15 protein-coding genes are annotated in these 23,230 nt (G+C 67.3%); all 15 read left to right on the top strand.

What is annotated here, in order from left to right; genetic code table 11:
• Positions 1-66: 66 nt before the first annotated feature.
• Positions 67-1,950 (top strand): S8 family peptidase, encoded by a 1,884-nt coding sequence (locus ABQY74_RS16720; protein WP_181098393.1) that lies wholly within the window; start codon positions 67-69, stop codon positions 1,948-1,950.
• A gap of 543 nt (positions 1,951-2,493) precedes the next feature.
• Positions 2,494-9,021 (top strand): ESPR-type extended signal peptide-containing protein, encoded by a 6,528-nt coding sequence (locus tag ABQY74_RS16715; protein WP_349792386.1) that lies wholly within the window; start codon positions 2,494-2,496, stop codon positions 9,019-9,021.
• A 221-nt stretch (positions 9,022-9,242) separates the two neighbouring features.
• A complete protein-coding gene (locus tag ABQY74_RS16710) occupies positions 9,243-11,126 on the top strand; it encodes a diffusible signal factor-reguated S8 family serine peptidase (protein ID WP_102583493.1) in 1,884 nt (627 codons plus the stop codon).
• A gap of 129 nt (positions 11,127-11,255) precedes the next feature.
• Positions 11,256-12,983 carry a type II secretion system ATPase GspE gene (gspE, locus tag ABQY74_RS16705; protein ID WP_029218997.1) on the top strand — a complete coding sequence of 576 codons (1,728 nt, stop codon included), beginning with the start codon at positions 11,256-11,258 and terminating at the stop codon, positions 12,981-12,983.
• A gap of 175 nt (positions 12,984-13,158) precedes the next feature.
• Positions 13,159-14,376: a type II secretion system F family protein gene (locus tag ABQY74_RS16700; RefSeq protein ID WP_047129329.1), complete on the top strand. Its 1,218-nt coding sequence runs from the start codon at positions 13,159-13,161 to the stop codon at positions 14,374-14,376.
• A 123-nt stretch (positions 14,377-14,499) separates the two neighbouring features.
• Positions 14,500-14,931, top strand: coding sequence for a type II secretion system major pseudopilin GspG (gspG, locus tag ABQY74_RS16695; RefSeq protein WP_016901930.1), 432 nt, complete (start codon positions 14,500-14,502; stop codon positions 14,929-14,931).
• A 10-nt stretch (positions 14,932-14,941) separates the two neighbouring features.
• A complete protein-coding gene (locus ABQY74_RS16690; RefSeq protein WP_039525438.1) occupies positions 14,942-15,451 on the top strand; it encodes a GspH/FimT family pseudopilin in 510 nt (169 codons plus the stop codon).
• Entirely contained in the window at positions 15,448-15,864 is a 417-nt protein-coding gene (locus ABQY74_RS16685) for a prepilin-type N-terminal cleavage/methylation domain-containing protein (RefSeq protein ID WP_024939116.1), read from the top strand. The genes ABQY74_RS16690 and ABQY74_RS16685 overlap by 4 nt, the downstream gene beginning before the upstream one ends.
• On the top strand, positions 15,861-16,496 hold the full coding sequence (locus ABQY74_RS16680; RefSeq protein WP_102580542.1) for a type II secretion system protein J: 636 nt from the start codon (positions 15,861-15,863) through the stop codon (positions 16,494-16,496). The genes ABQY74_RS16685 and ABQY74_RS16680 overlap by 4 nt, the downstream gene beginning before the upstream one ends.
• Entirely contained in the window at positions 16,493-17,344 is an 852-nt protein-coding gene (locus ABQY74_RS16675; protein ID WP_016901924.1) for a general secretion pathway protein GspK, read from the top strand. Before ABQY74_RS16680 ends, ABQY74_RS16675 begins: the two co-directional genes overlap by 4 nt.
• Positions 17,341-18,462, top strand: a complete 1,122-nt coding sequence (locus tag ABQY74_RS16670; protein ID WP_104544599.1) for a PilN domain-containing protein — start codon at positions 17,341-17,343, stop codon at positions 18,460-18,462. Before ABQY74_RS16675 ends, ABQY74_RS16670 begins: the two co-directional genes overlap by 4 nt.
• The gene (gene gspM, locus ABQY74_RS16665) at positions 18,446-19,099 is read left to right on the top strand and encodes a type II secretion system protein GspM (RefSeq protein WP_349792383.1); all 654 of its coding nucleotides are present in this window, start codon (positions 18,446-18,448) and stop codon (positions 19,097-19,099) included. The genes ABQY74_RS16670 and gspM overlap by 17 nt, the downstream gene beginning before the upstream one ends.
• Positions 19,089-19,880 carry a type II secretion system protein XpsN gene (gene xpsN / locus ABQY74_RS16660; protein ID WP_065032854.1) on the top strand — a complete coding sequence of 264 codons (792 nt, stop codon included), beginning with the start codon at positions 19,089-19,091 and terminating at the stop codon, positions 19,878-19,880. The genes gspM and xpsN overlap by 11 nt, the downstream gene beginning before the upstream one ends.
• Positions 19,877-22,180, top strand: a complete 2,304-nt coding sequence (gspD, locus tag ABQY74_RS16655; protein WP_039518944.1) for a type II secretion system secretin GspD — start codon at positions 19,877-19,879, stop codon at positions 22,178-22,180. The genes xpsN and gspD overlap by 4 nt, the downstream gene beginning before the upstream one ends.
• Positions 22,177-23,016: a glycosyltransferase family 2 protein gene (locus ABQY74_RS16650; RefSeq protein WP_039525445.1), complete on the top strand. Its 840-nt coding sequence runs from the start codon at positions 22,177-22,179 to the stop codon at positions 23,014-23,016. The genes gspD and ABQY74_RS16650 overlap by 4 nt, the downstream gene beginning before the upstream one ends.
• Positions 23,017-23,230: the final 214 nt, after the last annotated feature.

Genomic DNA, 23,230 nt, shown 5'->3' with positions numbered 1-23,230 from the left:
CAGCGGCTGCGCTTGCGGCGGCTGCGTGCTCACTCATTTGCATTTCATCTTGAAGAGGACGTCATAGTGATTCAGACCCATCGTTCCCGAACCCTCGCTATTGCCTGCAGCGCCGTGCTGTCGCTCGCCAGCGGCATCGCCAGCGCCGCCACACCGGATGCCGGCATGCGCACCGCGCAACAGGTGCAGGCCATGCGCGACGCGCCGGTCGACGCCATCATCGTCACCTATCGCAGCGGCACAGTAAGCGCGCGCAACGTCGGCGCCGCGTCCACGGCCACCATCACTGCGGCGGCATCACGCGCGGCAGTGCGCCTGGCACCGGCCGCGCGCAGCGGCGCGCAGGCGGCGCCGACGCATGTGCGTACCCTGGCGGTGGGCGGTGAGTTGATCCGGCTGCCCACGCAACTCAGCCGCAGCGACGCCGACCGCCTGGTGCGCGAGCTGCAAGCCGATCCGGCGGTGGAACATGCGCAGATCGATGCACGCGCCTATCCGTTGCAGAGCAGCGGCGGCAGCTTGCCCAACGATCCGCTGCTGGCCAGCAATCAATGGCATCTCACCGATCCGGTCGGCGGCATCGATGCGCCGGCGGCGTGGAAGATCGCGCAGGGCGAGGGCGTGGTGGTGGCGGTGATCGACACCGGCATCCTGCCGGCGCACCCGGATCTGGCCGGCAATCTGCTGCAGGGTTACGACTTCATCACTGATGCCGGCCGGTCGCGACGTCCGACCGATGCACGCGTGGCGGGTGCGCTGGACCGTGGCGACTGGGAAGCCGAAGACGGCGAGTGCGGCATTTTTTCCGCGGCGCATGACAGCTCCTGGCATGGCACGCACGTGGCCGGCACGATCGCCGAAACCACCGGCAACGGCATTGGCGGTGCCGGTGTGGCCTACAAGGCCAAGGTGCTGCCGGTCCGCGTGCTCGGTCACTGCGGCGGGTCGTTTTCGGACATCACCGATGCCATCGTGTGGGCGTCCGGCGGGCATGTGGAGGGCGTGCCGGACAATCGCGACCCGGCGGAAATCATCAACATGAGCCTGGGCGGCTTTGGTCCCTGCGATTCGGTCACGCAGGCGGCGATCGACGGTGCGGTGTCGCGTGGTACCACCGTGGTGGTGGCGGCCGGCAACGATGGCTCGGATGTGTCCAGTGCGGTGCCGGCCAACTGCGCCAATGTGGTGTCGGTGGCGGCCACCCGCTTGACCGGCGGCCTGGCGTACTACAGCAATTTCGGCAGCTTGATCGATCTGGCCGCACCCGGCGGCGGTGCGCGCGATCTGGCAACCGACACCTTGTACGACGGCCCGATCGGCAGTTGGATCTGGCAGACCGGTTACACCGGCAAGACCACGCCCACGTCCGGCCAGTTCGACTACATCGGGCCTGGCTTTGCCGGAACCTCGATGGCCTCCCCGCACGTGGCGGGGACTGCCGCACTGGTGCAGAGCGCGCTGATCGCCGATGGCAAGCCGCCGCTGACACCTGCGGCGCTGGAACGCCTGCTCAAGCGCAGTGCGCGCGCGTTTCCGGTGCAGTTGCCGTTGAGCACGCCGGCCGGCAGCGGCATCGTGGATGCCGGCGCGGCGATCGATCGCGCACTGCGCCGCTGCGACAGCGGCGATCTGGGTTGCCAGCTGGATGCGCAGACGCTGCGCAACAGCGTGCCCGAGCGCGGCTTGTCCAATGTGGCCGGCGACGCCGGTGTGTTCGCCTTCGAAGCGAACGCAGGTGCGGTGCTGAGCTTCATCAGCTTCGGCGGCAGCGGGCAGGCGGCGCTGTATGTCGCCTTGGGCCGCGCGCCGAGCGCGACCGACAACGACGGCATGTCCAGCCGCAGCGGAACCAGCCAGACGGTGCGCTTCACCGCACCGCGTGCCGGAACCTATTTCATCCGGCTCGACGGCAGCAGCTTCGATGGAGTGAGCCTGTTGGCGCGCCAGTGATCCGACACATGGCGGCGCGAGGGAGCGCTGACGTCGGTTTCCTGGCGCAGTGATGCGGGTAAAACCGCTCTCGTTGTGGACCGTGATGGGCTGAGTGGTCGGCGCGGGGAGCGCTGACCCGATTTCTGACCTGTTCGGCGCGCGGTTTTGCGCAACCAAGCCTGCTGGCGTCCTGCCAGCGGGCTTTTTTGTCTGCTGTGGACATGCGTATTCAGCTTGGAAATGTCTTCCAGGGCATGATCTAGATCGCTGTTTTCCAAAGAATTATCAAAAAACGAATAAAAGCAAGCCGAAGTGTGATGGAAAACACACTCAGCTTCGCTTTCTGTCAAAAACTTGACGCCTGATTTGACCGCTGTTAACACTTCGCTCAGTTCTATGGTTGGGTAGCGTTCACTTTTTGACTATCCAGGGTGCAGCTTCCCGCGCACCGCCATTTGGCCCATGGCGCCAATCACCACGGGGATCGCAGCGGCTGGAAGGCCCTCGCGATGGTGGGTGTTCGTCAAAAAACCAGTCCCAACATTCAGGAGCAGTGCGTCGATGAATCGGATTTATCGCAAGGTCTGGAACAAATCGTTAGGCGTGTGGGCCGTGGCATCGGAATTGGCCAGCGGCGACAGCCCGGGCGCAGTGAGCACCGCCGCATTCATCGACCGCCGCCAGAGCCGTTGCCTGGTTGCCGCGATCGCCCTGGCGCTGGGTAGCGCCGGCATCGCACTCCCCCTTTCTGCAATGGCGCAATCGGTCGAGGTCGGCCGCGGCGCATCAGCACCTGCCGCCAACGCCACTGCCATCGGCGCCGGCAGTCGCGCCAGCGCCACCGGCGCGCTCGCCAGCGGTGCCGACAGCAGCGCCAGCGGCGTGAACAGCAGCGCGATCGGCCGCCAGACCAATGCGATCGGCGAGAACGCGGTGGCCATCGGCTACAACAGCTTCGTACGCCAGAGCGGCGAAAACGGCGTGGCGCTCGGCGCCAACGCCGGCGTGACCGGCGCCAACTCGGTGGCGCTGGGCGCAGGCTCGCGCACCCACGAAGACGATGTGGTGTCGGTCGGCAGCGGCAATGGCCGCGGCGGCCCGGCCACGCGCCGCATCACCAACGTCAGCGCCGGCGTCAACGCCACCGACGCGGTCAACGTGGCGCAGTTGCGCGACGTGGCCGATGTGGCCGAAGACACGGCCACGTTCTTCAAGGCGACTCCGGGCGAAGACAGCGTCGGCGCCTATGTCGAAGGCGATAGCGCGCTGGCTGCCGGCGATGCCGCCAATGCGGTGGGCACGGCGACCACCGCACTGGGGACCGGTGCCAATGCGGTGGCCGACAATGCCACCGCGGTCGGCGCCAATGCACTCGCGTCCGGGCAGAACAGCGCGGCATTCGGCCATAACGCGCAGGCCAACGGCCCCGGCAGCGTGGCCGTGGGCGGCGCTGCGGTGGACGAAGACGGCGAGCCGTTGATCACCAGTGGCGGCGTGCCGGTCACCACCGGCGCCACCAGTGCCGGCGTCGGCGGAACCGCAGTCGGCGCCAGCGCCAATGCCGATGGCTTTGCCGCCTCGTCGTTCGGCGTCGGTGCGTATGCGGCCGGTGCGCAGTCTTCCGCGTTCGGTGCGGTTGCCAACGCGGCAGGCGATTACGCCACCGCCGTGGGCACGCAGACCAGCGCCAGCGGCACCAGCAGCACCGCTGTCGGTGGTCCGGTCGATTACATCCCGGGTCTGGGCTTCTTCGTACAGACCCAGGCCAGCGGCGAAGCCTCCACCGCGCTCGGCGCCGGTGCGATCGCATCGGGCAGCTACACCACCGCCGTGGGCACGCTCAGCGAAGCGTCCGGCACCGAAGCCACCGCGGTGGGTTACTTCGCCTATGCACCTGGCGAAGGTGCCACCGCGGTCGGTCCGGAATCCTGGGCCAGCGGCGAGCTGAGCACCGCGCTGGGTTACTACAGCACCGCACGCGGCGCCAACTCGGTGGCCTTGGGCGCCAATTCGGTGGCCACGCGCGCCAACACCGTGTCGGTGGGTGCGGCTGGCGACGAGCGTCAGATCACCAACGTCGCCGCCGGTACCGAAGGCAGCGATGCGGTCAATCTCGATCAGCTCACCGCCGTGTCCGACGTCGCCGCCACCACCGCGCGCACGTTCGTGGCCACCGGCGATGGCACCGCGATTGCCGAAGGCGTGGACAGCACTGCGGCCGGTTCCAATGCATCGGCGTACGAGGATTACAGCACTGCGCTGGGTTCGAGCAGCCTGGCGTCAGCGGTCAACACCACGGCGGTCGGCAGTGGTGCGGTGGCCAATGTCAACAATGCCACCGCGCTCGGCTTCAACAGTATCGCCAGCGACCGCTATGCCACCGCCGTGGGTGCCGACAGCACGGCATCGGGCTTCTATGGCACTGCAGTCGGCGGCACCAGCGTGGCCAATGGTCGTGGCGGTACCGCGATCGGTTTCGAAAGCATCGCCAATGGCCTCGAATCCACCGCGCTCGGCTTTGCCAGCGTGGCCTGGGGCGACACCAGCACCGCAGTGGGTGCGGAAAGCACCGCCTACGGTGCGGGCAGCGTCGCGGTGGGCATCACCTCGGCCGCCAGCGGCAGCGTTTCGGTCGCCATCGGCGACAACGCCTATGCCGGCGGTGGGCGTGCAATCGCCATCGGTTCGCAGTCAGTCGGGTATGGCGATCGCAGCATTGCGCTGGGCACCGAAGCAGTCGTCGAAGGCGCAGACAGCATTGCGATCGGCGACGGCGCGCGGATTGCGGTCGACAACAGCGTTGCGCTCGGCGTCGGCGCAGTGGCCGATCGCGCCAGCACGGTGTCGGTGGGCACGGTTGGCGGCGAGCGTCAGATCACCAATGTCGCTGCCGGTACGGAGGGCACCGATGCGGTCAATCTGGATCAGCTCACGGCAGTGTCCGATGGCGCCGCCAACACCGCGCGCACGTTCGTCGCCACCGGTGACGGCACCGCAATTGCCGAAGGCGCCGACAGCGTTGCGGCAGGTTCCGATGCGTCGGCGCTCGCCGATAACAGCACGGCGCTGGGTGCCAGCAGTATCGCCAGCGGGCGCGGCGCAACCGCACTCGGTTATGAAAGCCTTGCCAACGGTGCTGCATCCACTGCGGTGGGTGTGGCCAGCGTGGCGTGGGGCCAGGGCAGCACGGCACTGGGTACTGACAGCGTGGCCTACGCCGACAACAGCGTGGCGCTGGGCGCCGGCGCGGTTGCCGATCGCGACAATACGGTGGCGGTCGGCAGCGTCGGTGGCGAGCGCCAGATCACCAATGTCGCCGCCGGTACCGAGGGTACCGATGCGGTGAACCTGGACCAGCTCAACGCAGTCGGCGAAACCGCCGAAACCACTGCGCGTCTATTTGCCGGCACCGGCACCGGCACCGCCGATGCGCAGGGCGAGGACGCCACTGCAGCCGGCTCCAACGCTACCGCGGACGGCGATTACAGCAGCGCGTTCGGCTCCAGCAGCCAGGCCACTGCGATCGGCGCCGTCGCCATCGGCAGCGGTGCCAGCGCCACCGCGCAGTACGCCAATGCGGCCGGTTACAACGCCGCTGCCAGTGGCTACGGCAGCATCGCCAACGGCGCCTTCAGTCAGGCCAGCGGCGATTACGCCGTGGCCGTGGGTGGCGAGAGCGAAGCCACCGGCGCGCAGAGCACCGCGCTGGGTGCGGCGGCAGGTGCGTATGGCGATGGTTCCCTGGCCGCCGGCACGCTGAGCGTGGCCGATGGCAGCGAAACCACCGCGGTGGGCTATTTCGCCAGCGCAAGTGGTGAGTCGGCCACTGCGGTCGGCGCAGAAAGCGTGGCCGATGGCACCAGCGCAGCCGCGTTCGGCTTCGGTGCCGAGGCCACCTCCAACTACTCCACCGCCTTGGGCGGCTATTCCAGTGCGACCGGTTTCAACAGCACCGCGCTGGGCAATTTCAGCACCGCCAGCGGCTCCAATACCGTGGCCGTGGGTGGCGATGCCACCGCAACCGGCGACTACAGCGTTGCGGCCGGCCAGGGCAGCGTGGCCAGCGGCTACAACAGCGTGTCGGTCGGTGGCGCCCTGCTCGGCCTGTTGCCGACCGAAGCCTCCGGCGACTTCTCCACCGCGCTCGGCGGTGCGGCATGGGCACCGGGCCTCAACAGCACCGCGCTTGGCAATTTTGCCGAATCCACCGGCGAAAGCAGCGTGGCGCTGGGCGCCGATTCGGTGGCCGATCGCGACTTTGCGGTCTCGGTGGGCAGCGCCGGTAACGAGCGTCAGATCACCAACGTGGCCGCCGGTACGCAGGGCACCGATGCGGTGAACCTGGATCAGCTCAACGCCGTTGCCGAAACCGCGCAATCCACCAGCAAGTACTTCCAGGCCAGCGGCAGCGATGACAGCGATGCCGGCGCCTACGTCGAGGGCGACAACGCCCTGGCCGCAGGCGAGGGCGCCAATGCCACCGGTACCGGCGTCACGGCGTTGGGTGCCGGTGCGCAGGCGGTGGTCGATAATGCAACGGCTGTTGGCGTGAGTGCGCTGGCCAGCGGAACCGGCGCAGCGGCGGTGGGCAACAACGCCCAGGCCACCGGCGAAAACAGCAGCGCCGTCGGCAGCAATGCCCTGGCCAGCGATGTCGGCGCCAGCGCAAACGGTGCCGGCGCGCAGGCGATTTCGACCTATGCGACCGCGCTCGGCAGCGAAGCGGTCGCATCGGACAACCAGGCCACCGCGGCCGGTTTCCGCAGCACCGCCTCCAATGTCGGCAGCGCCGCCTTCGGTGGCTACAGCGAATCCAGCGGCAGGCTGTCGTCGGCGCTGGGCTATGGTGCGGTGGCGTCCAGCGACTACAGCACCGCCGTGGGTGCCGCCGCACTGGCCTCCGGCGCAAGTGCAGTGGCCGTGGGCGAATTCAGCGAAGCTACCGGCGAAGAAAGCGTGGCCGTCGGCGGCAGCACGTTCTTCGGCTTCATCCCGGCGCGTGCTTCCGGCACCGGCGCTGCTGCATTCGGTGCGGGCGCGTGGGCCACGGCCGACTACACCACCGCGATCGGCTGGAATTCGTATGCCGACGGCGTCAATGCCACCGCGCTCGGTCAGAGCGCGGCGGCCCTTGCCGACAATACGCTGGCCCTGGGTGGCAACAGCCGCGCTGATGCGGTCGGCGCCAGCGTGGTCGGTGTGGATGCATCGGCAACCGGCATCAACAGCACCGGTGTCGGCCGTCAGGTCAATGCGATCGGCGAGAACGCGGTGTCGGTGGGCTACAACTCGTTCGTGCGCCAGAGCGCGGTCAATGGTGTGGCCCTGGGTGCCAACGCCGGTGCGACCGGTGCCGATTCGGTGGCGCTGGGTTCGGGCTCGCGCACCTACGAAGCCGACACGGTGTCGATCGGCAGCGGCAATGGCCGCGGCGGTCCGGCCACGCGTCGCATCGTCAATGTCAGCGACGGCCAGGCGGCGACCGATGCGGTCAACAAGGGCCAGCTGGATGCCCTGGCGGCCGATGTGCAGACCACCAACGGCATGGTGCAAACCACCGGTGAAGGGGTGGCCAGCGCAACCGGTGATCGCGCCACTGCGGCGGGCGCCGGCGCAACCGCCAGCGGCGCACGCAGCGTGGCGATCGCCTCCGGCAGCCGCGCCTCGGCCACCGGCGCCAGCGCCATGGGTGTGGACAGCAGCGCCAGCGGCGTGAACAGCACCGCGATGGGCCGGCAGACCAATTCCATCGGCGAAAACGGTGTGGCGTTGGGCTACAACTCCTTCGTGCGCCAGAGCGGTGCCAACGCGGTGGCGCTGGGTGCCAATGCCGGTGCCAGTGGTGCCGACTCGGTGGCGTTGGGCTCGGGCTCGCGTACCTATGACGCCAACGTGGTCTCGGTGGGTAGCGGCGATGGCCGCGGCGGCCCGGCCACGCGCCGCATCGTCAATGTCGGCAACGGTGCGATTGCCGGTGCCAGTACCGATGCGATCAATGGCGGCCAGCTGTTCCAGTCGTTGAGCAACGCCGCCAGCTTCCTCGGCGGTGGCGCGGCGATCGGTGCGCAGGGCGTGTTCGTCGCGCCGACCTACGTGATCCAGGGTGCCAGCTACAACAACGTCGGTGCGGCATTGACCGCGTTGGACAGCAAGGTCACCGAGCTGGATGCACGCGGTGGTACCGCAACGGCCAGCACCGCGGCGCGCACGCTGTCGCTGCGCACTGCAGGGGTGCCTGCAGTGGCTGCGAGCGCAGTGAGCGCATCGAGCAATGCCGTTGCCGATACCGGCGCAAGCGTGCAGGGCACACCCACCGCCGCAGTGGTCGGCAGCATCACCCCGGCCGCAAGCTCCACCGCCGTCGGCACGGCGGCAGTGGCCAACCACGTGACCGGCACGGCGATTGGCGGCAGCGCGTATGCGCACGGCCCCAACGACACCGCGATCGGCAGCAATGCGCGCGTCAATGCCGATGGCAGCACCGCGGTCGGCGCCAACACGCAGATTGCCGCGGTGGCGACCAATGCGGTGGCGATGGGCGAAGGCGCGCAGGTCAGTGCGGCCTCCGGCACGGCGATCGGCCAGGGCGCACGTGCGAGTGCGCAGGGTGCGGTCGCGCTGGGTCAGGGCTCGGTTGCCGATCGTGCCAACACGGTGTCGGTGGGCAGCGTCGGCGGCGAGCGTCAGGTGGCCAACGTGGCCGCCGGCACGCGAGCCACCGATGCGGTCAACAAGGGCCAGCTGGACAACGGCGTTGCCGCGGCCAACAGCTATACCGACAGCCGCTACAACGCGATGGCCGACAGCTTCGAGACCTACCAGGGCGACATCGAAGACCGTCTGCGTCGGCAGAACCGTCGCCTGGATCGTCAGGGCGCGATGAGCTCGGCGATGTTGAACATGGCCGCCAGCGTCGGTGGCATCGCCACGCAGAACCGCGTCGGTGCCGGCGTCGGTTTCCAGAACGGCGAGTCGGCGTTGTCGGTGGGCTATCAGCGTGCGATCAGCCCACGCGCCACCCTGACGGTAGGCGGCGCACTCAGCGGTGACGACAGTTCGATCGGTGTGGGCGCCGGCTTCGGCTGGTAACGCGCCGCTGCATGACACGCGGCGGCGCCGATGTGCGCCGCCGCGCCAGAGCAAGGCCCGAGGGGGCGGGCAAGGACCGTGGCTGGGCCGGCCAACGGATTCGATGGAGTGATGGCCTTACCAGGAGTGGCTGATCGAACGCAGCGCGCTGCATCGCAGTTGCGCCGCAGTTCGAGAACCGCTCCCAGCTGATCGACGAAAAACACGAAGAGGACTTCACCGTGATCGACAAGAATTTCCGTCTCTCCCCGCTGACCGGCGCCATCCTGATGATGGCACTCGGTGCATCGGGCACGCTCGCTGCTGCCCCGAAACTGCTGGTCAAGGAACCGACCCAGGCAGCATCGGCCGGCGCTGCGTTCAGTAGCCGCCTGATCGTGCGCTACAAGGACAACACTGCTGCCGCGACTGATCGCGCCAGCAAGCTGAGCGCGGTGCAGGCTGCGGTCGGCCGTGTCGGTGCGAGCACCGGCGCACGCAGCAGCGCAGCCGCCGCCAAGGCGACGTATGTGCGCAAGCTCGGCATCGGCTCGGACCTGATCAAGCTGTCCAGCACGTTGACCACCGCCCAGGTGGACAAGGTGGTGGTCGAGCTCAAGAACGACCCGTCCGTGGCCGATGTGCAGATCGATCGCATGCTGCGCCCGGTCGACATCAAGAAGAGCGTTGCGGCCACCGACGTGACCCCGCAACTGGTCCCCAACGACCCGTTGTACGCGCAGTACCAGTGGCATCTGAGCAACCCCAACGGCGGCATCAATGCACCGGCCGCATGGGATCTGTCGCAGGGCGCGGGCGTGGTGGTGGCAGTGCTGGATACCGGCATCCTGCCGGGCCATCCGGACTTTGCCGGCAACCTGCTGCAGGGTTACGACTTCATCACCGATGCCGAAGTCTCGCGTCGTCCCACCGATGCCCGCGTGCCGGGCGCGCTGGATTACGGCGACTGGGAAGAGGCCGACAACGTCTGCTATGACGGCTCGGTGGCACAGGAAAGCTCCTGGCACGGCACTCACGTCTCGGGCACCGTGGCCGAGGCGACCAATAACGGCGTGGGCATGGCTGGCGTGGCGCCGAAGGCGACCATCCTGCCGGTGCGCGTGCTCGGCCGTTGCGGCGGCTACACCTCCGACATCGCCGATGCGATCGTCTGGGCGTCCGGCGGCACGGTCGCTGGCGTGCCGGCCAACACCAACCCGGCCGAGGTGATCAACATGAGCCTGGGCGGTGGCGAGCCCTGCGATTCGGCTACCCAGCTGGCGATCAACGGCGCGGTCGCGCGCGGCACCACCGTGGTGGTGGCGGCCGGCAACAGCGGCGAGGATGCGGCCAACCATTCGCCGGCCAGCTGCAACAACACCATCACCGTGGGTGCCACGCGCATCACCGGCGGCATCACCTACTACTCCAACTACGGCAGCAAGGTCGACCTGTCCGGCCCGGGCGGCGGTGGCAGCGTGGACGGCAATCCGGGCGGTTACATCTGGCAGGCCGGCTACACCGGTGCGACCACGCCGACCTCGGGCACCTATACCTATATGGGCTTGGGTGGCACCTCGATGGCATCGCCGCACGTGGCCGGTGTCGTCGCCCTGGTGCAGAGCGCGGCGATCGGTCTGGGCGATGGCCCGCTGACCCCGGCCGCGGTGGAAGCTCTGCTCAAGCAGACCAGCCGTCGCTTCCCGGTGACCCCGCCGGCCAGCACCCCGATCGGCAGCGGTATCGTCGATGCCAAGGCAGCGCTGGAAGCGGTGCTGGTGGAGCCCTGCGATCCGGCCACCGAGAGCTGCGCGCCGACCGCCATCGCCCTGACCAACAAGGCCCCGTTGACCGGCCTGAGCGGTGCTTACGCCAGTTCCACGCTGTACAGCTTCGAAGCCAAGGCCGGTGCCGTGCTCAGTTTCATGACCTATGGCGGCACCGGCGATGTGTCGGTCTACGTCAGCTATGAAGCCGAGCCCAGCGCCACCAGTTATGACGCCAAGTCGACCCGCCCGGGCAACAGCGAAACCGTGCGTTTCACCGCCCCCAAGGCCGGCACCTACTACATCAAGTTGGTGGGCGCTGCCGACTACGCGAAGCTGACGCTCGTCGCACGACAGTAAGCCGTTCCATAGTGTGACCGATGCCCCCGGCCAACCACCGGGGGCATCGTTTTTCAGGACGATTCAGATGCGTACGGTTGATCGTCGCGGCAAACTGCTACAGTCGGCGCCGGACCAGTGGAGACGAGTGTGAACGCGGTTGCCGTCGATCCAATTGAGCATCGCAGTGCGGAGACACGCATCGTCGAAGCGCTGCTTGAACGCCGTCGTCTGAAAGACACCGATCTGCTGCGCGCGCGCCAGTTGCAGACCGAATCCGGTATGGGCCTGCTGGCCTTGCTGGGCCGTCTGGGCCTGGTGTCCGAACGCGATCATGCGGAGACCTGCGCCGATGTGCTGGGTTTGCCGCTGGTGGATGCACGCCAGCTCGGCGATACCCCGCCGGAAATGCTGCCGGAAGTGCAGGGACTGTCGCTGCGCTTCCTCAAACAATTTCATCTATGCCCGGTCGGCGAACGCGATGGCCGGCTGGAGTTGTGGATCGCCGATCCCTACGACGATTACGCGATCGACGCGGTGCGGCTTGCGACCGGTTGCCCGTTGTTGCTGCAGGTCGGCCTGCGCTCGGAAATCGATGACCTGATCGAGCGCTGGTACGGCCAGGGCCGCAGCGCGATGGGCACCATCGTGGAAACCGCCGATGGCGATGCCAACAGCAGCGACGATATCGAAGCGCTGCGCGACCTGGCGTCCGAAGCGCCGGTGATCCGGCTGGTCAATCTGGTGATCCAGCACGCCGTGGAACTGCGCGCTTCGGACATCCATATCGAACCGTTCGAAAGCCGGCTCAAGGTGCGTTACCGCGTGGACGGTGTGCTGGTGGAAGGCGAAAGCCCGCCGGCCAAGCTCACCGCCGCGGTGATCAGCCGCATCAAGATCATGGCCAAGCTCAACATCGCCGAACGCCGGCTGCCGCAGGACGGCCGCATCATGCTGCGCGTGCAGGGCAAGGAGCTGGATCTGCGTGTCAGCACCGTGCCCACCGCGCACGGCGAGAGCGTGGTGATGCGCCTGCTCGACCGCGAAACGGTGGTGTTCGATTTCTACAAGCTCGGCTTCACCGAAGAGTTTCTGCCGCAGTTCCGCAAGGTGCTGGAGCAACCGCACGGCATCATGCTGGTGACCGGCCCGACCGGTTCGGGCAAGACCACCACGCTGTACACCGCGTTGAGCCAGCTCAACACCTCGGATGTGAAAATCATCACCGTCGAAGACCCGGTGGAATACCAGATCGAAGGCATCAACCAGATCCAGGCCAAACCGCAGATCGGGCTGGATTTTGCCAACGCGCTGCGCAGCATCGTGCGTCAGGATCCGGACATCATCATGATCGGCGAAATGCGCGATCTGGAAACCGCGCGCATCGCGATCCAGTCCGCGCTCACCGGCCATCTGGTGCTGTCCACGCTGCACACCAACAACGCGGCCGGCGGCATCACCCGTCTGCTCGACATGGGTGTGGAAGACTATCTGCTCACCTCCACCATCAACGGCATCCTGGCGCAGCGCCTGGTGCGCAAACTCGACCTGGCCAACGCCGAGCGCTACCTGGCATCGCCGGAAGAGATCGAACGCTTCAATCTGCGCCGGCTGCAACCGGACGGCGAGATTTACCTGTATCGTCCGCGTGCCTCGGCTGCCGCGCCGACCGGTTACCTGGGCCGCACCACCATCGTCGAATTCCTGGTGATGAACGACGAATTGCGGCGCGCGGTAATGCGCCGCGCCGGCATGGGCGAGATCGAACAACTGGCGCGCAAGGCCGGCATGCGCACCATGTACGAGGACGGCCTGTCCAAGGCCTTGCGCGGCGAAACCACCATCGAAGAAGTGCTGCGCGTGACGGAGGATGCGTGAGAGTCAACGGAGCCACAGCGAGCATCGGATGCTCAGGATCGGAAGATAAGCAGGGCAAGGTCCCGGCAACGCGTCGCGCACGCGCACAGCTGCGCCTACTCGCGCCAACGCAGCGCAGGATCCTGCTTTTCCCGATTCCCGATTCCCGATTCCCCACTCCCGGCCTTCCAGCCTGATGCCCCTGTACCGCTACAAAGCGCTCGACGCCCATGGCGAAATGCTCGATGGCCAGATGGAAGCGGCCAGCGACGCGGACGTTGCGCTGCGCCTGCAGGAGCAGGGCCACCTGCCGGTGGAGACGCGCCTGGCGACCGGTGAAAACGACTCGCCGTCGCTGCGCATGCTGCTGCGCAAGAAGCCGTTCGACAACGCCGCGTTGGTGCAATTCACTCAGCAGTTGTCCACGCTGATCGGTGCCGGCCAGCCGCTGGACCGCGCCTTGTCGATCCTGATGGATCTGCCCGAAGACGACAAAAGCCGGCGCGTGATCGGCGATGTGCGCGACACCGTGCGTGGCGGCGCGCCGCTGTCCTCGGCACTGGAACGCCAGCACGGGCTGTTTTCCAAGCTCTACATCAACATGGTGCGTGCGGGCGAAGCCGGCGGCAGCATGCAGGACACGCTGCAGCGCCTGGCCGATTACCTGGAGCGCAGCCGTGCGCTGCGCGGCAAGGTGATCAACGCATTGATCTATCCGGCGATCCTGCTGGCGGTGGTCGGCTGCGCGTTGCTGTTCCTGCTCGGCTATGTGGTGCCGCAGTTCGCGCAGATGTACGAAAGCCTGGACGTGGCCTTGCCGTGGTTCACCCAGGCGGTATTGAGCGTGGGCCTGCTGGTGCGCGACTGGTGGGTGGTGCTGATCGTGGTGCCGGGCGTGCTGGGGTTGTGGCTGGATCGCAAACGCCGCAATGCCGCGTTCCGTGCCGCGCTGGATGAGTGGTTGCTGCGGCAGAAAGTGGTCGGCAGCCTGATCGCGCGCCTGGAAACCGCACGGCTGACGCGCACCCTGGGCACCTTGCTGCGCAACGGCGTGCCGCTGCTGGCGGCAATCGGCATTGCGCGCAATGTAATGTCCAATCTGGCGCTGGTCGAAGATGTCGACGCTGCGGCCGACGACGTCAAGAACGGCCATGGTCTGGCGATGTCGCTGGCACGCGGCAAGCGCTTCCCGCGGCTGGCCCTGCAGATGATCCAGGTCGGCGAAGAATCGGGCGCCCTGGACACGATGCTGCTCAAGACCGCCGACACCTTCGAGCTGGAAACCGCGCAAGCCATCGACCGCGCGCTGGCCGCACTGGTGCCGTTGATCACGCTGGTGCTGGCCTCGGTGGTGGGGCTTGTCATCATTTCGGTGCTGGTGCCGCTGTATGACCTGACCAATGCCATCGGATAACGTGGCGGTGGATTCACAACAACTTTCCGGTGACCGCGCGACACCCATGCGGGAACCATTGCAATGCCCGCCGTGTCATCTTCTGGCGGCAGCATCTTTCATCGACGTGCAAGGAAATCGTTCATGATCAAGCGCTCCATCACCCGTAGTCCGTCGCGTGCAGGCCAGGCCGGCATGAGCCTGCTGGAAATCATCATCGTCATCGTCCTGATCGGCGCGGTGCTGACCCTGGTCGGTAGCCGTGTGCTCGGTGGTGCCGATCGCGGCAAGGCCAACCTGGCCAAGTCGCAGATCCAGACCCTGGCCGGCAAGGTCGAGAATTTCCAGCTCGACACCGGCAAGTTGCCGAGCAAGCTCGATGATCTGGTGACCCAGCCCGGCGGCAGCAGCGGCTGGCTCGGCCCGTATGCCAAGCCGGCCGAACTCAACGACCCGTGGGGCCACACCATCGAATACCGCGCGCCCGGCGATGGCCAGCCGTTCGATCTGATCAGCCTGGGCAAGGACGGCCGTCCCGGTGGCAGCAGTTACGACGCGGACATCAAGTACCAATAAGCCGTTCGCCATGCGCGTTGCGTGTCAGCCGTTGCGTCATCCGCATGGAGTGGTCGGCCCTGGTCGTCCCCGCACGCGTGGCAGTTCGTTGCTGGAGATGTTGCTGGTCATCGCCCTGATCGCGATGGCCGGCGTACTGGCCGCCGCCGCGCTCAATGGCGGGATCGACGGCATGCGCCTGCGCACCGCCGGCAAGGCGATCGCCTCGCAGCTGCGCTATACGCGCACCCAGGCGATTGCCACCGGTACGCCGCAACGGTTTCTGATCGATCCGCAGCAGCGCCGCTGGGAAGCCCCCGGCGGCCATCACGGCGATCTGCCGTCGTCGCTGGAGGTGCGTTTCACCGGCGCGCGCCAGGTGCAGTCGCGGCAGGATCAGGGCGCCATCCAGTTCTTCCCCGATGGCGCGTCCACCGGCGGGCGCATCGATCTGCGCGTCAAGGACGCGACCTGGCGCGTGGACGTGGGCTGGATCACCGGCGAAGTGCGTTCCGGGCAGTTGCGGACGCCGGCGCCATGAAGCGCCAGCGCGGTTACACGCTGATCGAGGTGATCGTCGCCTTTGCGTTGCTGGCGCTGGCGTTGAGCCTGTTGCTGGGATCGCTGTCCGGTGCCGCGCGTCAGGTGCGTGCGGCTGACGAGAGCACGCGCGCCACCCTGCATGCGCAATCGTTGCTGGCAGCGCAGGGCATGGATAAGCCGCTGGTGCCCGAGCAGCAACAAGGCACCTTCGAAGACGGGCATTTCCGCTGGTCGATGGATGTGCGCCCGTACGACGAACCACGACGCAATCCGCAGGCGCCGATATCCCCCGGTGCGCACACGCTGCTGCAGCTGACCCTGGTGGTGCGCTGGGGCGAGCAGCCCAACCAGGTCCTGCAGTGGCGCACCTTGCGGCTGGTGGCTGCGGCGCAGCCGGGCAGCGCGCCATGAGTCGCTCGCGCAGTGCCGGTTTCACCTTGATCGAAGTGTTGCTGGCGACGATGTTGCTGGTCGGCGGGCTGGCATTGGCGTTTGCCACCTTGCGCTCGGCCAGTGCGGTCAGCCAGCGCGGCGAGGCGATCGCCCAGCGCAGCGAACGCGTGCGTGCGGTGGAAGAATTCCTGCGCCGGCGGCTGGCAGCGGCACTGCCGATCGCGATGGGCATCGACCCGCAGAGTCAGCAGCCGATGCTGTTCATCGGCGAGCCGCAGCGCATGCGTTTTGCCGCCGATGTACCGGATTACCTGGGCCGCGGCGGGCCGTACCTGCACGATCTGTCGGTGGCCGGCGATGGCGAGCAGCGCACGCTGCGGATCGCATTGACCATGCTGCAATCGGGCAAGTCGATCGAAGAGGGCACCACGCTGCCGCCGGAAACACTCGCCGAAGACGTGCAGCAGGTGAGCTTTCGGTATCGCGGCATGGATCCGCAGAGCGGCCGCCTGAGCGCATGGTTGCCGCAGTGGGAATGGCACGACCGTCTGCCGTTGCTGGTGCGCATCGAGATCCGTAGCGGCGGTGCCGCCTGGCCGCCGCTGGTGGTGGCCTTGCCGCAATCCAGCAACCCGGGAGCAGGGCAATGAGCGCAATGCGCGGTGCCGCGCTGGTGTTGGTGCTGTGGCTGATTGCGCTGCTCACCGCGATGATCGGCGCATTTGCGCTGACCGCGCGGGTGGAAGCGCTGCAGGGCAGCATGCTGCGCAATGGCGCGCAGGCGCAGGAATATGCGCGCTCCGGGCTGGAATACGCACTGTCCCGCCTGCAAAGCACCGACACCCAGGCGCGCTGGCTTGCAGACGGCCGGCGCTATCGTTGGCAGATGGACGATGCCACGGTGGAGATCCGCATTACCGACGAAAGCGGCAAGGTGGACTTGAACATGGCCGAGCCCGCGCTGCTGGCTGGCCTGGTACGCGCGGTCGGTGGCGAGCAGGGCCGCGATACGCGCATTGCCGGCGCGATCGTCGACTGGCGCGATGGCGATTCGCTGAGCCAGCCCGGCGGCGGCGCGGAAGATCGCGATTATGCCGATGCCGGATTGCCGTACGGTGCCAAGGATGGCCCGTTTGAAACGCTGGGCGAGTTGCGCCTGGTGCTGGGAATGGATGGCGAGCTGTATCGCAAGCTGTTGCCCAACCTCACCCTGTACAGCGGACGCTCGCGCCCCGAAGCGCGCTTTGCGCCGGGCCCGGTGCTGACCGCGATGGGCCTGGATGCGCGGCAACTGCTGGCCCAGCGTGACGCGCCGCCGGGTTTGCCGGGCAGCGAGGCGACGGTCGGTGGGTCGGACACTTATAGTATCGAGAGCCGGGCGCGACTGAGTCAGGGACGCGAGGCTGTGTTGCGGGCGGTGGTCTCCACCAGTGCGTCCGCATTACCTGGGTCGGCATATACCGTGTTGCGTTGGGAAGAGGGAGCAGCAGTGCAATGACCGCATGGCGGGACACCTTGGGTCGTATCGGCGTACGCGCCATGCCGGGAGCCGGAGGCTTCTGGCGTTGGTGGCAACAATCGCTGCTGGCCTGGCTGCCGCAGCGCTGGCAATGGCAGTTGGGCCTGTCGCCGTCGCGGCTGTTGTTGCAGCCCGACGGGCAGGCATTGCAGTTGCTGCGTCAGCGCGATCACAGCAGCGAGACCATCGCCAGCCTGCCGTGGCCGGTGCAGCCGCAGGAAGTCCATGCCTTGCTGCCGACCGCGCTGGAAGGCCTGCCACGGCATTGGCTGCTGCCGGCCGCGCATGCCTTGCGTCGTCCGTTGCGCCTGCCTGCTGCGGCAGCGGCGCGCCTGCAGGATGTGGCGCGCTTCGAGATCGATCGGCAAACCCCGTTCACTGCCGACCAGGTCTACTTCGATGCGCGCGTGCTGGACGTGCGCGAAGACGGTCAGCTCGATGCCGAACTGGTGGTGGTGCCGCGGCGCCTGATCGATGGCCCGGACGGCGTGCCCGACGCATGGGCCAGCGCCTTGTCCGGCATCGATGTCGCCAATGCGCAGGGCCTGCCATTGGGCGTGAACCTGCTGCCGCCGGCACGGCGGCTGCGGCGCAGCGACCCGATGCAGCGCTGGAATCTGTTGCTCACGGCCGCCGCACTGGTGCTGCTGGCCGTGGCCGGCTGGCTGCTGCTGGACAACCGCCGCCAGGCCGCCGACGACTTGCGTGCCAAGGTGCAGGCCAACGCCGCGCGTGCGCGCCAGGTCGCCGCCGAACGCCAGCAATTGCTGGATCTGGTCGAAGGGGCCAACTTCTTTCAGCAGCAACGCGCCACCCGCCCCACCTCGGTGGAAATCTGGGACGAGCTGAGCCGGCGTCTGCCGGGCGGCACCTACCTGGAAAAATTCTCGGTCGAAGGCGGGCAATTGCAGTTGATCGGCTTGAGCAACGAAGCCTCCTCGCTGGTGCGGCGCCTGGAAGGCTCGCCGCTGTGGCGCACGCCCTCGCTGACCGGCGTGTTGCAGAGCGATGCCGGTCGCAACGTCGACCGCTTCACCATCACCGCCGAACTGGCCGGTCCCGATGCCAAGGAGGCGGCCGATGCCACGCAGCGTTAAGCGCGATCGCTGGATCGCTTTGGGCCTGCTGTTGCTGGTGATCGGCGTGGCCTATCTGGTGTTGGTGCACCCCTGGTTCACCCAGCCGATGATCGCCGTGCAGGACGACCTGCAAGCGCTGCGCGAGCGCGAGCTACGCGTGCGCGTGCAACTGCAGCAGGCGCCGGAAATCAGCAAACGGCTACAGCAGGCGCGCCAGACCCTGGAAAGCCGCCCGGGCTTCCTGCCGGAAACCTCGGCCGAACTGGCCTCGGCCGGTCTGGTGCAGCGGCTGGAACGCGCGGTGGTGGAAGCCAGCCCCGGCAACCGCAGCTGCGCGATCAGCAACCGCTCGCCGCTACAGCCGGAAAGCAAGGACCGCTTCACCCGCGTTGCGGTGCAGGTACGCCTGCGCTGCGGCACCCCGGAGCTGGCCTCGGTGCTGTACAGCCTGGAAAACGGCACCCCGCGCCTGTTCGTGGACAACCTCAACGTGATGGCGCAGCGCTACCAACTCTCGCCCAACGAAAGCGGCAACGGCCTGGATATCGCCTTCGAACTGGCCGGCTACCTGCGCCCTGGCGCCAGCGCCGCACCGTTGAACACCGACGCCGCGCCCGCCGCCCCCGACGCCGCGGAGGCCAGCAATGCGCCTTGACATGATCGGCCTGCGCACCTGGCTGCTGGCCACCGTGGTCGGCTGGGCGCTGCTGGTGTGCGTGCTGGCCGTGGCCGGGCTGGGCAAGCGCGTGGAGCTGCTGCCGGACGACCCGGCGCTGGTGCAGCGCCTGCCCACCCTGCCGGCACCGGCGCCGGAACGGCTGGGCGCGTTCGAAAAATATTCGGAGATCGCCGCGCATCCGGCCTTCGCCGAAGACCGTCTGCCGCATCCGTTCTTCCTGTCCGGCAACGACGGCAGCAGCGCCGCCTCGACGGTGCGCCTGACCGGCGTGCTGCTGACGGACAACTTCAAGATGGCCACGCTGACGCTGGATCCGCAGGATTCGGTGCGTGTGCAGCTGGGCGGCGAAGCGGTCAAGGGCTGGCGCCTGCTCGCCCTGCAGCCGCGCAGCGCAACCATCGAAGGCCCCGGCGGCACCCAGACACTGGAGCTGCACGTGTTCAACGGCCTGGGTGGGCAACCGCCCACCGCCAATGCGGGCGCGCGCGGCGCTGCCGGCGCCGTCCCGCCATTACCGTCGCCCGATGCCGCCGCGGTCGCACCGACCCAGCCGCCGCAGACCCAGCCCACCACGCCGCCACAGCAGCCCGGTGGGCAGACACCGCCGACGGTGCCGCCGCAGCGCAGCGATGGCGCCCAGGAAGCCCCACGCCCCTCCGATGATCAGATGCGCGCCATCCGCGAACGTATCGAAGCCCGACGCCGCCAGCTGCAACAGCAGCGCCAGAGCGGCTCTACCCCCGGTCAGACCCAATGAGTGAACGCATGACGCAGCGCCTGTTTCCCGTGTCCCTGCTGATCGGCCTGCTGGCCGGTTGCGCCACCACTCCGCCGCCGGACGTGCGCCGCGACGCGCGCCTGGACCCGCAAGTCGGCGCTGCCGGCGCCACCCAGACCAGCGCCGAGCAACGCGCCGAGGGCAATGCCAGCGCCAAGCCCACCCCGGTGATCCGGCGTGGCAGCGGCACCATGATCAACCAGAGCGCGGCGAGCGCGCCGGCACCGACGCTGGGCATGGCCAGCAGCGGCAGCGCCACCTTCAACTTCGAAGGCGAGTCGGTGCAGGCGGTGGTCAAGGCGATCCTGGGCGACATGCTCGGGCAGAACTACGTCATCGCCCCTGGCGTGCAGGGCACCGTGACCCTGGCCACGCCCAATCCGGTCTCGCCGGCGCAGGCCTTGAACCTGCTGGAAATGGTGCTGGGCTGGAACAACGCACGCATGGTGTTCAGCGGTGGTCGCTACAACATCGTGCCGGCCGACCAGGCGCTGGCCGGCACCGTCGCGCCCAGCACCGCATCGCCGTCGGCCGCGCGCGGTTTCGAAGTGCGCGTGGTGCCGTTGAAGTTCATCTCCGCCAGCGAAATGAAGAAGGTGCTCGAGCCCTATGCGCGCCCGAACGCCATCGTCGGCACCGATCCCTCGCGCAACGTGATCACCCTGGGCGGCACCCGCGCCGAGCTGGAAAACTACCTGCGCACCGTGCAGATCTTCGACGTGGACTGGCTGTCGGGCATGTCGGTGGGCGTGTTCCCGATCCAGTCCGGCAAGGCCGAAAAGGTCTCGGCCGATCTGGAGAAGGTATTCGGCGAACAGAGCAAGACGCCCAGTGCCGGCATGTTCCGTTTCATGCCGCTGGAAAACGCCAACGCGGTGCTGGTGATCACCCCGCAGCCGCGCTACCTGGACCAGATCCAGCAGTGGCTGGACCGCATCGACAGCGCCGGCGGCGGCGTGCGGCTGTTCTCGTATGAGTTGAAGTACATCAAGGCCAAGGACCTGGCCGACCGCCTGTCGGAAGTGTTCGGTGGGCGCGGCAACAACAGCGACTCCAACGCATCGCTGGCCCCGGGCTCGGAAACCAGCGTGCTCGGCGGCGCGCTGGGCAACCGCGACAGCAGCATGGGCGGCAGCTCGGGTACCACCGGCGGCAGCATCGGCGAGAGCAGCGATGGCAGCAGCTTCGGCGGCAGCAGTGGCAGTGGAAGCAGCAGCGGTGGACTGGGCAACGGCAGCCTGCAACTGTCGCCGCGCAGCAACGGCAATGGCGCGGTGACGCTGGAAGTAGCAGGCGACAAGGTCGGCGTGTCGGCGGTTGCTGAAACCAACACCTTGCTGGTGCGCTCCACCCCGCAGTCGTGGAGTTCGATCCGCGACGTCATCGAAAAGCTCGACGTGATGCCGATGCAGGTGCATATCGAAGCGCAGGTGGCTGAGGTGAATTTGACCGGCCAACTAAGCTACGGCGTGAATTGGTACTTCGAAAATGCAGTGAATGCTGCAGCAGACTCGGCCGTCAATGGCACCGGAATTGGCGCTGGTGCCGGCTTGGCAAGCGCAGCGGGTAGAAACATCTGGGGCGATATCGCGGGGAAGATCACCGGTACAGGTGGCGCTCAGTGGACGTTCCTGGGCAAGAATGCGGCCGCGATCATCAATGCACTTGATGAGGTGACCAATGTTCGTCTTCTGCAAACACCTTCTGTTTTTGTGCGCAACAACGCAGAGGCAACGCTGAATGTTGGCTCACGTATTGCGATCAATTCGACGTCTATCAATACCGGACTCGGAAGCGACAGCAGCTTTTCCTCGGTGCAGTACATCGACACGGGTGTAATTTTGAAAGTGCGTCCGCGTGTGACTAAGGACGGTATGGTGTTCTTGGATATCGTGCAGGAAGTCAGCAGTCCTGGTGATCGTCCCGCCGCCTGTACTTCGGCTACTGCGACAGTTAATGCCGCCGCTTGTAACGTCGATATCAATACGCGTCGTGTAAAGACAGAAGCTGCCGTACAAAGCGGCGATACGATCATGTTGGCCGGTTTGATCGACGACACGACCAGTGATGGCAGTAGCGGAATTCCCTTCCTGAGCAAATTGCCGGTTGTTGGTGCGCTGTTTGGATCCAAGAGCCGTAACAGCAACCGCCGCGAAGTCATCGTGCTGATCACCCCGTCGATCGTGCGCAACCCGCAGGAAGCGCGCAATCTCACCGACGAATACGGTCAGAAGTTCAAGGCCATGGAGCCGCTGAAACCCAGCCAGAAGCCGCAATGAGTGCGGCATTGCCCGTCGTGCTGGTGCCGGTCGGCACCGACGACGAGGCCCTGGATGCCTGCCTGGGCGCACTGGATGCCGCCACGCCCGCCGGCACGCGGGTGTGGCTGGCCGACGACGCGCAGGCCGGCCCGCGCGGCCGCGCGGTGATCGCGCACTGGTTGGCGCGCACGCGGCTGCAGGCGCATCACACCCGTCGTCAGCGCATGCTCGGCGAGGTGGCCCATCTGGACGAAATGCTCAGCGGCTGCGGCGATGCCGATGTGGTGGTGCTGGGTGTGGATGCCTGCCCGCTGCCGGGTTGGTTGAATCAGCTCGACGCCTGCTTTGCGCGTGATGCGGCGATCGCCACCGCCACCCCCTGGAGCAATGTGGGCGAAGCCTGCAGCTGGCCACGCCTGGGCGAACTCAATCCGATGCCTGCCGCGCCGGAGCGGCTCGCCGCTGCGTGCGCAGCGATGCCGCCACTGCATCCGGAACTGCCGTCGGCAATCGGCCACGCGGTGCTGCTACGTGGCAGCGCGCGGCGCAAGGCCGGCGGCCTGGACGCCAGCAGCTATGGCTCCTGGTATGCGGCACTGGTGGACCTGAGCCTGCGCATGGCTGGTCTGGGATGGCGCAACGTGCTGTGCGACACCGCCTTTGTCGCCTCGCCGCACGAAGGCCGCCCTGCCGATGGCGACATGGATGCACTGGCCACACGCTGGCCGGCCTGGCACGCACGCCTGGCCAATTTCCTGATGCACGACCCGCTGCGTGCGCAGCGCGATCAACTCGCGCAACTCCTCGCCGACCTGCCGCCGCCTGACCCGCAGCGCACGCTGTTCGACGCATAGCGGTGTCGCGGCCGAGCCTGCCCGCTGCGTTGGGCGGGAGCGGCGATGGAATGACCAAGAGCGACTGACACGAACAACAATGCAGTTGTTAGGCGGGCACAGATGCTGCGGCCTGCGTCATCCATCGCTTTCTTGAGCGTGCACCGGCATCCAGCTCGGTCGTTTGCGACGCGTTGTCAGCCGCAAAGAGATCGCAACGATGCACTACAGATGC

Source organism: Xanthomonas sp. WHRI 7064, assembly GCF_040202355.2.
GTDB lineage: Bacteria > Pseudomonadota > Gammaproteobacteria > Xanthomonadales > Xanthomonadaceae > Xanthomonas > Xanthomonas arboricola.
This window is presented reverse-complemented; position numbering and strand designations above follow the sequence as displayed.

Bases quoted from the DNA above. Each gene is read 5' to 3' on its own strand.
- ABQY74_RS16715 (WP_349792386.1), top strand. From the start codon at position 2,494: ATGAATCGGATTTATCGCAAGGTCTGGAACAAATCGTTAGGCGTGTGG.
- ABQY74_RS16700 (WP_047129329.1), top strand. From the start codon at position 13,159: ATGCCCCTGTACCGCTACAAAGCGCTCGACGCCCATGGCGAAATGCTC.
- gspG (WP_016901930.1), top strand. From the start codon at position 14,500: ATGATCAAGCGCTCCATCACCCGTAGTCCGTCGCGTGCAGGCCAGGCC.
- ABQY74_RS16690 (WP_039525438.1), top strand. From the start codon at position 14,942: ATGCGCGTTGCGTGTCAGCCGTTGCGTCATCCGCATGGAGTGGTCGGC.
- ABQY74_RS16685 (WP_024939116.1), top strand. From the start codon at position 15,448: ATGAAGCGCCAGCGCGGTTACACGCTGATCGAGGTGATCGTCGCCTTT.
- ABQY74_RS16680 (WP_102580542.1), top strand. From the start codon at position 15,861: ATGAGTCGCTCGCGCAGTGCCGGTTTCACCTTGATCGAAGTGTTGCTG.
- ABQY74_RS16675 (WP_016901924.1), top strand. From the start codon at position 16,493: ATGAGCGCAATGCGCGGTGCCGCGCTGGTGTTGGTGCTGTGGCTGATT.
- ABQY74_RS16670 (WP_104544599.1), top strand. From the start codon at position 17,341: ATGACCGCATGGCGGGACACCTTGGGTCGTATCGGCGTACGCGCCATG.
- gspM (WP_349792383.1), top strand. From the start codon at position 18,446: ATGCCACGCAGCGTTAAGCGCGATCGCTGGATCGCTTTGGGCCTGCTG.
- xpsN (WP_065032854.1), top strand. From the start codon at position 19,089: ATGCGCCTTGACATGATCGGCCTGCGCACCTGGCTGCTGGCCACCGTG.
- gspD (WP_039518944.1), top strand. From the start codon at position 19,877: ATGAGTGAACGCATGACGCAGCGCCTGTTTCCCGTGTCCCTGCTGATC.
- ABQY74_RS16650 (WP_039525445.1), top strand. From the start codon at position 22,177: ATGAGTGCGGCATTGCCCGTCGTGCTGGTGCCGGTCGGCACCGACGAC.